Here is a 12,871-nt window from a genome sequence, read left to right on the forward strand (position 1 = left end):
GACGCCAGGACGGCCCCGCCTCTGCGGTCATGGTGTCTTGCGTGTCAGCGGGACAAAGCGCACCGGCAGCAGGCTCTCGCTCACGGTGCGGTCACCGTCGCGCGTGATCAGCATCAGCGTCTGGGTACGAAACGGCGAGCCCACCGGGATGACCATGCGACCGCCGTCACGCAACTGATCCAACAGTGGCGGGGGAATGTGGTCGGCCGCGGCGGTCACGACGATCGCGTCGAACGGGGCGTGCTCCTCCCAGCCATAATAGCCGTCGGCCTGCTTGACCCGGACGTGCCCATATCCGGCCCGCCGCAGGTTGGTTTCGCCCCATTGCGCCAGCTCGCCGATGATCTCGACCGTGAACACCTCGTCCAGAATCTCCGCCAGCACCGCCGCCTGATACCCGGAACCCGTCCCGATCTCCAGCACGCGCATCCCGGGCCGCGGCTTCAGCAGTTCCGTCATGTAGGCCACCAGGAACGGCTGCGAAATCGTCTGGCCGTAGCCGATCGGAACCGGCCGATCCTGATAGGCATGACGGCGCCGATCCTCCGGCACGAAGCGATGGCGCGGCACCCGGCGCAACGCTTCGAGGGTCGCCGGATCTTGGATGCCGCGCGCCTCGACCTGGGTGGCGACCATGCGTTCGCGCTCGCGGTCGAAACGGCCGTCCTGCGCCAGCACCGGGCCGGTCAGCGATCCCGCCAGGAGCCCCCAGATCAGCACGCGGATGACGGATGTCATGTCGGACCTCCGCGGTCGGGTTGCCGGCCCCGCTGCAGGCCCCGCCGCCGGGGCCTTGGCATTCAGCGGCAGCCGTGAACTCAGCACCTACCCCTATGGCGATTGTGGGGTTGTATTGGTTCCCGCAAGGGCACGCAACCGGCAGCTGTGCGAATCGATGCCTCCGTGGGTGCAACACCCACCGGCCGAGATCGGCGGCAAAGGCCCGTCGACCGGCGCCGCCCCAAGCCTGCGCCGTGGCCCGTGGACCATGCCGTGCAGGCATTTGCCCCAGGGGGTGTGGCAAATGCCCTATCCCCCCCGCTCGTGCCTAACCAACCATATGTTTCCACTACTAATTAATTCTAGGCATGAAGATTGCTTTCCCTGACCTCGGGGCTCGACCTGAGCCCTGCACGGCCGGCGTGCGCCGCCGAGGCCGAACAAGACAGAGAACCCGCGGACCGCTCGACCAGCGGGGGCATACCAGAGGAGAGGAAAGACCCATGCATAACACCCATCGCTTGCTCACGCTCGCCGTCGCCAGCGCATTCACCGCGGCCTGCGGCGGTTCCGGCTCCAGCACCGGGGATCCCGGCCAAGGAGGATCGAACCCGACCTCGCAGGAGGTGGTCATCCCATTCCAGGCCCATGCAGCCGGAACGCCCATTGCCTGCGACCAGTCTCTGCATGGGCTGGGCCTGTCGGGCACCGAGGCACGACTTGCGGATTTCGCCCTGTTCGTGCACGACGTGCGCCTGATTGCAGACGATGGCACCGAAATCCCACTGGAACTCGAACAGAGTCCGTGGCAGTTCGAGAACGTGGCGCTGCTGGACTTCCAGGACCGTGGCGACTTCTGCCTCGGCGCGGACAAGCCGATGAACCACGAGGTGCGCGGAACCGCCGCCTATGACCCCACCGCCACGACCATCGCCGGCCTGCGTTTCATCGTCGGCGTGCCGCATGACTTGAATCACATCGACGCGTCGACCGCGCCCAGCCCGCTGAACCGGACCACGATGTTCTGGAACTGGCAGGGCGGCTACAAGTTCATGCGTTTCGATGTCGAGCCGGTCGGCGGGATTCTCCGACCGTCGGATCCGGAGTTCTCGGGCTCCCGTTGGAATTTCCACCTCGGCAGCACCGGCTGCACCGGCGATCCGGCCGTCGGCGAAACGGTGTCCTGCATGTACCCGAACCGTGTGGACGTCGCGCTGGACGGCTTCTCCCCGGAACAAGGCCACGTGAACATCGATTACGCCCGGTTGGTCGAGTCGAGCAATCTTGGCATCGACGCCGGCGGCGCCGCCGGCTGCATGTCCGGAACGGGCGACCCCGAATGTGGCCCGGTGTTCCAGCAGCTCGGCATCGCGCTCGGAGACGGCCCAGAGCCGTCGCTGCCGCAAGCCGTGTTCACCGTCGGCCAGAACTGACTCGAAGCCGACCCTCCCAGAGCACAACGTGACGCCGGCGCGCCCCGCCGGCGTCACGGCCTCGTTCTGCCCGCATCTCCCGGAGGACTCCCGTGACACGCACCCGTGCTCCCCAGCATCGGCCTTCATCTAGCGCCTGGCCTGATTCCATCCACCACCGCGTCTCGCGCCCCGGGCGCTCCCCGGCCCAGCCCCGCAGGCTGCACCGGATCCGAGAATCCGGCGCGTGGGGGCTAACCGCGACTGGGCTCGCGCTTCTCCTGCTGCTGCCCGGCTGCGGCAGCGAAACCTTCGTCGACGACCACGGCGCCCGACTCAGCGCCTTCGACTACGACGTGCCCGAACGGATCCCGCTGCCTGTCGAACCCGAAGACAATCCGATGACCGAGGAGAAGTTCCAGCTCGGCCGGCACCTGTTCTACGACCCGCTGCTTTCGGCCAACGGATCGATCGCCTGCGCCTCGTGCCACCATCAGGACAAGGCCTTCGCGGACGGCCGCGCCCTCCCGGTCGGAGCTACCGGCGAAGTACACCCCCGCAATTCGCAGGGGCTGGTCAACACCGCCTACTTTCCATCGCTGACCTGGGCCAACCCGGTCCTGCTGACCATCGAGCAGCAGATCATGATCCCGCTCTTCGGCGAGGAACCGGTCGAACACGGCATCAACGACAGCAACCGGGGTCAGATCCTGTACGAACTGGAGACCGATCCGGTCTACCAGCGCCTGTTCGCCGACGCGTTTCCCGACGACGACCAGCCCTTCACCTTCCACCGGGTGGTACAGGCTCTGGCCAGCTTCGTACGCGGCATCACGTCGTTCGATTCCCGCTTCGACCGCTACCAGGAAGGCGATCGCGATGCCCTGACCGCCAGCGAGCGACAGGGCATGGAACTGTTCTTCAGCGAGCGGATGGAATGCTTCCACTGCCACGGCGGGTACAACTTCACCAACTCGGTGTACGACCGCAGCCATTTCTTCCGCGAGATGCCGTTCCACAACACCGGCTTGTTCAACATCGACGGGCTCGGCGGCTACCCGGAACCCAACACCGGTGTTCACGAAATCACCGGGCGGCCGGGCGACATGGGCCGGTTTCGGGCCCCCAGCCTGCGCAACGTGGCACTGACCGCACCCTACATGCACGACGGGTCCATCGAAACCCTGGAAGAGGTGATCCAGACCTACGCCGCGGGCGGTCGCAATGTCACCACCGGCCCGCATGTCGGCGATGGCCGGATGAACCCGTTGAAGGACGGTTTCGTGGTCGGCTTCCAGCTCTCGGACGCCGAACTCCAGGCGGTGCTCGATTTCCTGCACGCGTTGACCGACGAATCCGTAACCACCAATCCACGCTTCAGCAACCCCTGGGAAGAACAGGAATGAAACCGACCGCATGCATCGACCGCGGGAACATGGTTCCCGGTGTTCCCATCGCCCTCCTCGCAGCCGCCGTCGCCGCATCCCTGGCCCTGACCGCGCGTCCGGGCCACGCCCATGCACCGGTCTCGGCACCGGCGAAGACCGAGGTCAGTGCCGGATTGTCTCTGACCTGGCGATCCCAGGGCGTAGTTGACGACGGTCTGCCCTGGCGCATCCCTGGCGCCCTGATGGGCGGCCACGCGTTGCCGGCCCAGGAAGGCCTGGAACTCGATGATGCCTTCCTGGGGATCCGACACCCTTTGAGCGATCGGCTGCACGTAGGTGCGAAGATCGCCGCCCACGGCCACGGGGGCGACAGCGGGGACGTGGACATCGAGCTCGAGCATGCGTTTGTGGGCTTCTCGCACGAACTCGCGCACCAGCCCGTACTGTTCGAGGCGGGGCGGATGTCGCCGCGCTTCTCGCCGGCAGTTGCCGAACACCCGTCCACCCGGCTGTTCAGCGAAGCGCCACTGGCGATGGACGTGTTCCTGGGCCGTCATTACCACGACGAAGGGATCCTGCTGATGCGTTCAGACCCCGACGGACTCTCGGCCGGCGTCGAGCTCTGGCGGGGTTCGAACTTTCCAGCCACCAGCGGCTCCGGCGGCGGCGCCTGGGATCTGTTCGCTACCTACCGCTGGTCCGGCCACCGTCAGCAGGCAGACGTCGGACTCTGGCACCTGCATGCCGATGCCCGGCTCCGCCCCGATGCGCGTTACCAGGAAGGCCACAGCCACGGGCTTCCGGACGAGGAGATGCCGCCCGACATCCGCTTCACCGGCGACACCCGGCTGACTGGACTGCACGGCAGCGTCCGCCACTTCGTTCGTCCGGACCTGGCGATTGGCATCAGCGGGGAGTTCCTCGACTCCCGCAGCGACGGCGCGCTGTCGGATGCCCTGCGCCGGGCCAACTACACCGGTGACTACCGGGGCGGCTGGATCCAGCCCGAATTGCACTGGGGCCGGCACACGCTGGGGCTTCGATATGAGCGACTGGAGCTCAAGAACGAATTGCACGGGGCCGCCGCGCCGGGACTGGCGAAGGATGCCAATCTGCTCAATGACGACGACCCAGAACGTCTCGGGATCGCCTGGCGTTATCGCTTCGACCACGGTCTCGCAGTCCGGGTCGAATGGACCCGCGACCAGTCGCTACCCGAGCGCAGCAACCGCCTCGGAATCGGCCTGGTCTGGCAGCAGACGCGTCCACTCCGTGGTCTTTGACCCGAAAGACGGTTCTTTCGGGAGTTCAGCACTGCCGGGATGGCGGCCGCGTCAGCGCGGCCGCCATCCCTCGAACCCCCACGTCAGGGATTGCGGGTCGCGAACGCGAGACGTTCAACGCCGCTGTGCTGCACCACGCTTACCAGCTCGGCGACCTTCTGGTAGGGGACTGACGCGTCCGCACCCAGCCGGACCACCACACGAGGCTCCTTGCCGACGTACTCTTCCAACAAGCCCGCAAGTGCGTCACGCTGCACTGGCACATCGTCCAGCAGTAACCGGCCATCGCCATGCAGCACCAAGGTCACCACCGTAGGCTCGGCGTCTGCAGGCGCCTCCACCTGTGGCAGATCCACGCCAAGGGCCTGGGCAAACACGGGGGCTGCGATGATGAACATCACCAGCAACACCAGCATCACGTCCACCAGCGGAACCACGTTGATTTCCGACAGCGGTTGATCCTCGTCGCCCAGCAACCCCCCGGCCATCAGACGGCCCTCCCCGGTCGCAACGGCGCGGCCGGTGCAGCCATGCCATCTCCTGGGAGCCCGCTGCAGGCCAGCATCTGCAGGGCGTTGCCCTCCAGCACTCCCATGATACGCCGCAACCGACGCAGCAGCAGGTTGTAACCGACGACCGCCGGAATCGCGGTGAACAGGCCGGCTGCGGTCGCGACCAGCGCCTCGGCCACCGGTCCGGCGATCAAATCCATCGAGATCGCCCCCCCGGCCCCTCCCAGAGCCTGCAGGGCATGCATGATGCCCCATACCGTCCCGAGCAGACCAATGAACGGAGCCGTGTTTCCGGTCGTCGCGAGTGCGACCAGCCCGGTTTCGAGGCGTGCACGCTGGGACCGTACCCGGTGGGCCACCAGGTCCCGCAGGTCGTCGCGGTCCGTTCCCCGGAGGTGGGCCCACCTTAAGTCCGCTAAGACCCGGCTCGACGGTGAACCCGGTCTCAACACGTTTCCGAGTCCCTCGGAAGACCACTCGCTCAAGGCTGCCGCGCCGCGCTGCTCGATCGTGAAAACGCGCCGAAACTGCACGCCCTTGTACAGGATCACGGTCCAACTCAACACCGACAGCGCCACCAGCAGCAGGAAGACGCCGCGTACCACCAGGTCGGCGTGCCCCCACCAACCCAGCCAAAGGTCACCATCCATCGTTCTCTCCTCGCTCAAGGTCTCGTGATACGGCACCCCGCTGCAGCGACGCTGCAGCATTGCCTGATGCCAGGTCCCGTCTAGCCGTCCGCCAGCCGAAAACGGATCGGCACCTCCACCGTCGCCGCCACCGGCCGGCCCTTGCGCCGCGCCGGCTCGAAATGCCAGCGCCGGACGGCATCCTGCGCAGCGGCATCCAGTAACCGGAATCCCGAGCCCGAATGTACGGTCACCGAGAGCACCCGACCATCGGCTCCCACCTCGACCTCGAGCAATACCAGCCCTTCCATTCCGCGGCTGCGCGCAGCGGCCGGATACACGGGCTCCGGGTTGTTCAGGTAGGCCGCCTGGCTCGACGGCGGCACGAACGCCGGAGGTTCGGGCGGCCCGGCATCGGTGTCCTCCGCGGCCGTGCCCCCCGGCGGCTCGGCGTCCCGAACGGGCCTGGGTTCCGGCCTGGGTTCCGGCCTGGGTTCCGGCCTGGGTTCCGGCCTGGGTTCCGGCCTGGGTTCGGGTTCGGGTTCGGGTTCGGGTTCGGGTTCGGGTTCGGGTTCGGGTTCGGGTTCGGGTTCGGGTTCGGGTTCGGGTTCGGGCTCGGGTTCGGGTTCGGGTTCGGGCTCGGGTTCGGGCTCGGGCTCGGGTTCGGGCTCGGGTTCGGGCTCGGGTTCGGGCTCGGGTTCGGGCTCGGGTTCGGGCTCGGGTTCGGGCTCGGGTTCGGGCTCGGGCTCGGGCTCGGGCTCGGGTTCGGGCTCGGGTTCGGGCTCGGGTTCGGGCTCGGGTTCCGGCTCGGGCGTCCCGGCCAGGAGCTCCGGTGCGGGATCGGCCAGACGAACCATTTCGAACCCGGTCACCACGGCTGGCGGCTGCTCGGGGTCCTCTCCGGACCAGCCGAGCATGGCCACCATTGCGGCATGGAGCCCGAGCGCAACCGCAAGCGCGGCGGCCTGTCCCACGGCGCACGGGACGGAAATCGGTTCAGCAGGGGCTGCCATTCCAGGATGGACTCGATGCGCCGGAGTGTGTTGCCACGTTCAGGCAGATCCACCGCTCGACACGATCCAGCGGCAGACGCCCACTGACCGCTTGGCGCTCATGGCCTTGTGGATAGAAATACGTTCGCGGCAGCTCGCCGTACCAGCCGGGGTCGATCGCGACTCGCAGGCGTTGCACGAACGGATCGGCGAAGATCCAGCGCTCCTGGCCATCGAGTCCGTGGTCAGTCAGAAATGTCTCGACCTCGTGCCGGTCTTCATAGGGGTCGACGGAGACGAGAACGAGCGCTAGGTCGGGGAACCGGCGGGCCAGGTCAGACCAGTGTGGCAACTCAGCCCGGCACGGTCCGCAGTCGAGGGACCACAGTTTCAGGATGAATGGCCCTCCAGCATGGCTGTCCTCGATCTCGTCGATGCTGTCCTGCACGAACGGGCGTAACCCGGCGTCAGCCGCCCATGCCCCTGAGCACAGCACCGGGACCGTCAGCATAGCCAGTGCCCGAACGAGGGCCGGTCGCCAAGTCATGGCGCCGAAACCTTGAAGAGCTGGTAACCGGCAGCAGGCCCGTGCCAGGACAGCAGGGCCTCGCCCTCGCTCTCCAGCCACAGTGGATGGTCCGCCGGACCTGGCATTCGCGCCTGTTCAAACGGGGCACCCCAGCGCCGGCCGCCATCGGCCGATTGCATCACCTTGAGGATCGTGTCGTCACCGTCGACCTCGGTCCATGCGATCGCCACGCGTGCACCGAGGGACAGTACGTCCGGATGGCTCGCCGAGCGGTCACGTCGACCCACCGGCAAGGGATCCGAGAAAGCCCGGCCTGCATCCATCGAGTGGGCATAATACGGTCCGCGCCGCTGCTCGCTGGCATTGGTGAACCAAACCATGTGGTATACACCGTCGTCGTGTATCGACAGACCGGGACCGTGGTGCGGACAGGCGTCGATCTCCCATCCGTCCTCGCTGGCTCGGCGCAATTCCCCTGGCATCCCGTGGTCCCGAAAGGCCAGCAGCGCGTGGTCTCGGGTACTCGTTCCGAAGACATGGCGCCAGATCAGCACGGGCAGACCGTCCGGATCCATGTCCAGGGCAATTCGACAACACTGACAGCTGTGGTCTGCGAGCTTGCCGTTGGCCGAGAAGCTCCGGCCGCCGTCCGTGGACCGGGCATAGTAGAGGGCCGACCCCGGGTAGCGATGGCCAACACGGTCGGCAGCAGCGGCATCGCGCGCGTCCAGCCAGGCGAGGAACACCGCGCCCTCGCCATCGACACCGAGGGCATCGAACCGGTGGCTGATCGGCTCGCGATTGTCGTTGACCGTAACCGGGCTGGAAAAATGGGTACCGCCGTCGAGGGAGCGACTGAAGCGGATATCCCCGCTGAAACGGCGCTCCAACCGCCGCGTGTACGACACATACAATTCGCCGGCGGGACCCAGCGCCAGCTTTGGACGGTTCTCGCCGTTATGATCGATCGGTTCGGGCTCCGGATTGACCGCGACCGGTGCGTCGAAGGTCTGGCCCCAATCGTCGGACGCGGCCACCAGCACCCGGTCCCGCTGTACCCAGGCGACCCGTAGCCGCCCCTCTCCGTCGATCACCGGGGTCGGTGTGTGCCCGCAGTGTACCGAGAGCGGGGCCGGGTCGTTGCGGCAGTCGGGATGGCGAGGCGTGTCGGTCGTCCCGCCGTCGGTGGCATCGGCCGGCAGTGGCGTGAACACGCAGACCACTGCCGCCAGCACGGCGACCCTCATCGGATTCTGCAACATCGCTCGCCCCCTCACTGGAATCGGTACCGAACGCCGGCATAGACGGTACGCGGCAGCCCGGGGGCCAGTTCTTCGCCACGGGCCTGGGTAAAGGCCGAGGAGGTCGCGTACCGTTCGTCGGTCAGGTTGTGCACACGCCCGAAGACCTCGAGGTCGTCGCCGATCCGGTAGGCCATGCGTAGGTGCACTAGGTCGTGCCCGCGGTAACGCGTCGTGTTCTCGTCGTCCATCCAGTAGCGCCCAACGCGCTCCCATTCCAGTTCGCCGTGCAGACCTTGCAGCCAGGCAGGTCGGTACCCCAGCCGCGTGCTGGCCACCAGGCGGGGGGCAGAACTCATCTCGTTGCCGGCGAAATCGAGCCCGGTCCGCGGACTCCATTCCTCGAAGGTATGGCGCGAATGGCTTAGAGCAACGTCCAGCCGCAGCGCCTGCCCGAGGTCGGAACCCACGCCGACCTCGACACCGCGGTGCCGGGTCCGTCCCGCATTCGTGGTTTCTGGCACCCCCGTGGCCGTGTCGGTAAACCGTACGATGTCGTCCCGCTTATCGAGCTGGTACAGGGTGAGTTCGAAATCTATGCCCTCGCCGATGCGGCCACGCAGTCCCAGTTCGTAACTGTCGGCCTTGACGGGATCGAGGTCGACGCTCCCGACCGCCGTCCCGGGCCGGAACAACTGGCCCTCGGAGGGGGCGCGGAAGGCATGGCGGTAAGCGGCGAAACCACTCAGCCGCGGGTGGAACGCGTAGGTCGCGCCCAGCTTCGGGCTCCAGCTCTCGAAATCGACCTGGGTGCTCTCGGGCCTCCGATGCCGTTCGCTCGGTGGTGTGTCGAGCCGGTCCTTGTAGTCGTAACGCATGCGGTCGTAGCGCAGGCCGGCGCTCAGACGCAGGTGCTCGCTCGGCGAGGACTCGAGGTGGACATAGGGCGACGCGCTCATGAACGTCACGTCGTATTCATAGATCCGCTCACCCACCGTGTAGTCCGTGAACACCGGGCCATCGCGGGTCGTCTCGATATGTCGCTCGACCCGACTCCCGGGGCTATAGTCGAAGTCCGCACCCACGATCACGCGAGCCCGCATTGGTTCGAAGTCGCGCCGGTGCCGTAGCAAGAGCCCCGCGGACAGGTTCTCCGTCTCGGACACGTATGGATCGAAGTTCAGCGTCCAGTTCGGCATCAGGTCCATCGTGTTTTGGCGCAGATAGGACGTGACGCTCAGAAGGCTGTCGGCGGTCTCCCTTTCGTAGGCTGTAGAGGCCCGCAAAGCCCCGACCTTTCGGAACGAGATCGGGGTGTAGTTGCGGGTCGGCCTCTGCTCGTAGTCCTCGCGGGACAGGCGCGAAGAACCGGCAGTGTCCTGGTCGATCCTCGATCCTGCAATGACCGTTTTCAAGACTGCGCCGCTGTCCAGAAAGCGGTCCCAGCGCAGATTCAGGCTCTGGCGATCATATCCGGTACCGTCGCGCCAGCCATCGGTCCGGGTCAGGTTCAGGTCCGCTCGCAGACCGTCGCCATCCCAGGTATTGCCGGCACTCCCCATCAGCCGCGTGTATCCGTATTCGCCCACATCCAGCTGAATCTCCGCCTCTGGATGCAGCGGCGCCGGGCGGGTCAGCACGTTTACCACCCCGCCAATCGCATCGGATCCGTAGAGGGCGGTTCCTGGTCCACGAAGCACTTCGACGCCCCCGGCCTGCGGAAGGTTGACCTCGTACAGCGCATTGTGGTTGAAAAACCCGGTCGAACGCGTCGGGATCCCATCCTCAAGAAACAGGTAAACCGGCGCGGTAGTGATGGGCTGCCGGATCGCAGTCATGTGCCCCTCGCCCCCGGTCACGTTGACGTGGACTCCCGGCACACGGCTCATCAGCTCGGATGGATGCGTCGGGCGCGCTTCAGAGATTTCGCTGGCGTCGATCACCGAGACCGCGGCCGGGGTTTCCTCCACCGCCTGTGCCTCACGGGTGCCGGTAACGGTAACCTCGTCGAGACGCTCTCCTGCGATTGCCTGGGGCATCCAGAGCACCGTCAGGCCGAGCATGATCCAGCCGGGCTGGATGCGCTTGCAATGGCGTGGCATGAGCAGACATCTCCTTGGAAGTTCGGGGGACCGTCCCGTACGCAACCCCTATGCCAGAACCTGAATATCCCCTTGTCTCAATGACCTGCACTCAACCGCCCTTGTCGGACTCGGAATTTTCTGGGTGAGATGCCCCAACCGCAGGGGCAGATCACACAGTGGCAGCCGAGCCGATGCCGCGACGTTGCCTGGCCGACCGTCGCGGCGCATCGGCAGACGCCGTTTCCAGGCGAATCATCCCGTTCCAAATCGAACCAGCGTGAAACAGACGGGTTCCTCTCCAGACCACGTTTTCCGTACCCATCTTTTTGTTTTATTTAATGTTTCATGGGCCGTGAGACATTCCGTGCGTACGCTGGCCTGGTGCTTGCTGCTGTTCCCAGCGGGAACCGAACGCGAGCCACATCGCTGGCTCCCCCGTCCACGACCGAACCAGGAGGAAGAACGATGAATCGACGTTTCAGGTACGCACTGCTGCCAACCCTCGCGCTGGTCGTCGCCGGCATCGCCGGCAGCGCCGGCGCCAACGACCTGCGGGGAGCACTGCTCGCGGGTAACTGCTACGGCTGCCACGGTCCAAACGGCGACAGCCAGGGGGGAATTCCGTCGCTCTCCGGCCTCGATGCCGACCAGATTGCAGAGACGATGCTCGCATTTCGCTCCGGAACCCGCGAAAGCACCGTGATGCAGCGACAGGCCAGCGGCTACAGCGAGGACGAAATCGCCTCGATCGCCCAGCACATTGCCCAACACTAAGCGCGGAGCACCGGAAATGACTGCCATCAACCGTCGACGTTTTCTCCAACTGTTCGGTGCAGGCGCGGCCACGGCCGCCTCGTCCCTCGCCTACGGCCATGCGATGCACGACAGCGGAAACAAGGCACAGCGTGTCGTCGTGATCGGGGGCGGGTTCGGAGGCAGCACCTGCGCCCGCTACCTGCGCCACTTCGACCCGGATCTCGAGGTCACGCTGATCAACCCGTCCGACACCTACACCACCTGCCCCTTCAGCAACCTCGTGCTCGGAGGAGAACGGGATCTGGCGTCGATCACCCACGACCTCTCCCAGCTGGAGCACCACCACGGCGTTCGGCTCGTACAGCGCTGGGTCGAGTCGATCGACGCCGACGGCCATCGTGTGGTGCTCGACGACGGCAGCGCGATCGGTTACGACCGGCTGGTCGTGTCACCGGGAATCGATCTGCGCTGGGACGCGGTCGAGGGCTACGACCAGGCCGCACAGGAGGCGATGCCCCACGCCTGGCGTCCGGGCGAGCAGACCCTGCTGCTGCGCCGCCAGCTCGAGGCGATGTCCGACGGTGGCGTAGTGGTGATCGCACCTCCGGCAAACCCGTTCCGCTGCCCGCCGGGGCCCTACGAGCGGGCATCGCTGATCGCGCACTATCTGAAGCACCACAAGCCCCGATCCAAGATCCTGATCCTCGATGCGAAGGACGCATTCGCAAAACAGGGGTTGTTCCAGACCGGTTGGGAAACGCTCTATCCGGGCATGATCGAGTGGGTCCCCGGCATCGAGGGCGGCACGGTCGAACGCGTGGATGCCGCCACCGGAGAGGTGTTCACCCCCTCCGGCCGCTACCGCGGCGATGTGGTGAACCTGATCCCGCCACAGCACGCCGGTGCAATCGCGCGCAATACCGGCCTGACCGACGACAGTGGCTGGTGCCCCGTGAACCAGCAGACGTTCGAGTCGCTGCAGATCCCGCATATCCATGTAATCGGCGATGCCAGCATTGCGGGCGCGATGCCCAAGGCGGGCTTTGCTGCGAACAGTCAGGCGAAGGTCTGCGCGGCCGCAGTCGTCGCCGCGCTGCATGGCTTCGATCCCACCGAGCCTTCGTGGTCCTCAACCTGCTACAGCCTCGTCGGCCCGGAATACGGCATCTCGGTCTCCGCAGTCTATCGACTCGACAACGGGAGCATCGTGGCCTCCGAGGGTGCTGGAGTCAGCCCCGGGGAAGCAGACGACCACTTCCGCCAGCTCGAGGCCGTCTACGCGCGCGGCTGGTACGACAACATCACGGCCGAGATGTACGGCTAGG

Annotated in this window: 12 protein-coding genes; 5 read left to right on the plus strand and 7 right to left on the minus strand. The window is 66.3% G+C overall.

Going from position 1 to position 12,871, the window contains the following annotated elements; genetic code table 11:
- Positions 1–27: 27 nt before the first annotated feature.
- Entirely contained in the window at positions 28–738 is a 711-nt protein-coding gene (locus THITH_RS12815) for a protein-L-isoaspartate(D-aspartate) O-methyltransferase (protein ID WP_006748536.1), read from the minus strand.
- 485 nt (positions 739–1,223) lie between these two features.
- Between THITH_RS12815 and THITH_RS12820 the strand changes: the two genes are divergently transcribed.
- The 3 genes from THITH_RS12820 to THITH_RS12830 all read left to right on the plus strand — a co-directional run bounded on the left by THITH_RS12820 (position 1,224) and on the right by THITH_RS12830 (position 4,803).
- Complete coding sequence (locus THITH_RS12820) at positions 1,224–2,153, plus strand: MbnP family copper-binding protein (RefSeq protein ID WP_006748537.1); 930 nt, start codon at positions 1,224–1,226, stop codon at positions 2,151–2,153.
- Between the two features lie 92 nt (positions 2,154–2,245).
- A complete protein-coding gene (locus THITH_RS12825; protein ID WP_006748538.1) occupies positions 2,246–3,538 on the plus strand; it encodes a methanobactin export MATE transporter MbnM in 1,293 nt (430 codons plus the stop codon).
- Positions 3,535–4,803, plus strand: a complete 1,269-nt coding sequence (locus THITH_RS12830) for a hypothetical protein (RefSeq protein ID WP_006748539.1) — start codon at positions 3,535–3,537, stop codon at positions 4,801–4,803. The genes THITH_RS12825 and THITH_RS12830 overlap by 4 nt, the downstream gene beginning before the upstream one ends.
- An 83-nt stretch (positions 4,804–4,886) precedes the next feature.
- Here THITH_RS12830 and THITH_RS12835 read toward each other — a convergent pair whose 3' ends face one another.
- The 6 genes from THITH_RS12835 to THITH_RS12860 form a co-directional block, all read right to left on the minus strand.
- Positions 4,887–5,291: an ExbD/TolR family protein gene (locus tag THITH_RS12835; RefSeq protein WP_006748540.1), complete on the minus strand. Its 405-nt coding sequence runs from the start codon at positions 5,289–5,291 to the stop codon at positions 4,887–4,889.
- Positions 5,291–5,965, minus strand: coding sequence for a MotA/TolQ/ExbB proton channel family protein (locus THITH_RS12840; RefSeq protein ID WP_006748541.1), 675 nt, complete (start codon positions 5,963–5,965; stop codon positions 5,291–5,293). Before THITH_RS12840 ends, THITH_RS12835 begins: the two co-directional genes overlap by 1 nt.
- A gap of 80 nt (positions 5,966–6,045) precedes the next feature.
- A complete protein-coding gene (locus THITH_RS12845; protein WP_025367550.1) occupies positions 6,046–6,918 on the minus strand; it encodes an energy transducer TonB in 873 nt (290 codons plus the stop codon).
- A 22-nt stretch (positions 6,919–6,940) separates the two neighbouring features.
- Positions 6,941–7,483, minus strand: a complete 543-nt coding sequence (locus THITH_RS12850; protein ID WP_006748974.1) for a TlpA family protein disulfide reductase — start codon at positions 7,481–7,483, stop codon at positions 6,941–6,943.
- Complete coding sequence (locus THITH_RS12855; RefSeq protein WP_006748975.1) at positions 7,480–8,727, minus strand: sialidase family protein; 1,248 nt, start codon at positions 8,725–8,727, stop codon at positions 7,480–7,482. Before THITH_RS12855 ends, THITH_RS12850 begins: the two co-directional genes overlap by 4 nt.
- 11 nt (positions 8,728–8,738) lie before the next feature.
- Positions 8,739–10,808, minus strand: coding sequence for a TonB-dependent receptor (locus THITH_RS12860; RefSeq protein ID WP_006748976.1), 2,070 nt, complete (start codon positions 10,806–10,808; stop codon positions 8,739–8,741).
- A gap of 447 nt (positions 10,809–11,255) precedes the next feature.
- Here THITH_RS12860 and THITH_RS12865 point away from each other — a divergent pair, with 447 nt between their 5' ends.
- Both THITH_RS12865 and THITH_RS12870 read left to right on the plus strand, forming a co-directional pair.
- Positions 11,256–11,564: a c-type cytochrome gene (locus THITH_RS12865; RefSeq protein ID WP_006748977.1), complete on the plus strand. Its 309-nt coding sequence runs from the start codon at positions 11,256–11,258 to the stop codon at positions 11,562–11,564.
- A gap of 16 nt (positions 11,565–11,580) precedes the next feature.
- Entirely contained in the window at positions 11,581–12,870 is a 1,290-nt protein-coding gene (locus tag THITH_RS12870) for an NAD(P)/FAD-dependent oxidoreductase (RefSeq protein WP_006748978.1), read from the plus strand.
- The last annotated feature ends 1 nt before the right edge of the window (position 12,871 follow it).

The sequence above is a fragment of the Thioalkalivibrio paradoxus ARh 1 genome (assembly GCF_000227685.2).
Classification (GTDB): Bacteria; Pseudomonadota; Gammaproteobacteria; order Ectothiorhodospirales; family Ectothiorhodospiraceae; genus Thioalkalivibrio; species Thioalkalivibrio paradoxus.